The sequence below is a fragment of the Neobacillus drentensis genome, assembly GCF_036966985.1.
Taxonomy (GTDB): Bacteria; Bacillota; Bacilli; order Bacillales; family Cytobacillaceae; genus Neobacillus; species Neobacillus drentensis_E.
This window is the reverse complement of the sequence record NZ_JBALSN010000323.1, coordinates 2,740-3,398: the sequence shown is the minus strand read 5'-3', so window position 1 is coordinate 3,398 and position 659 is coordinate 2,740. Positions and strand designations below refer to the sequence as shown.

Annotated in this window: 1 protein-coding gene; it reads right to left on the bottom strand. The window is 41.9% G+C overall.

All coding sequences use genetic code 11. From position 1 onward, the window contains the following. Positions 1-647: DMT family transporter (locus tag V7659_RS20375; protein ID WP_335541802.1), on the bottom strand; the 647-nt coding region annotated here is incomplete at its 3' end. Positions 648-659 lie beyond the last annotated feature (12 nt).

Sequence of the window (659 nt, the reverse complement as noted above, 5' to 3'; positions counted from 1 at the left end):
CCCCATTCCTTGGCCGGATAGCCCGTTAAAGAAACGCCTGTCGATACGTTATAAATGGTAAGAACAATCGCCGCAGAGAAAAATACACAAAAGCTATAAAGCCAATGCGATACTTTTTTCACAATGGATTGACCGATTAATAGGTATCCAACAACGGAAATGACACTAAAAAATGAAAGCAAATCGCCCATAATTGCGTTCTTGCTTAATCCAAAATCTCCCCAGCCGATCATCATCGCTCCGATAATGGCAATCCCCATTGTCATCAATGCAGACATCGTGGTTCGTTCTTTAAAAAGAAGAAAGCCGCCAAGCAAGGAGACGATCGGTTGCAAGGCAAGGATGATGGTCGAACTTGCGACTGTTGTTAATTTCAATGACCCGAACCAAAGGACAAAATGCAGAGCTAAAAAGACGCCTGAAAAAAATAATAACAGCCAATCTTTATTCACAATGTTTTTAAATTCATTTCGTTTATTCCAGACGATCGGTACCATTAAAAGACTGGCAAACCACATCCGGTACATACTCAAAATCGAAGCTGGTGCGTCCGACCATTTGACAAAAATCGCCGAGAATGAAATGGCAATGATGGAAATGGTAAGAGGCAGCCCGATCCCCCTTGAACCTACTTCTTGTTGTTTCATTATATCCCCCTT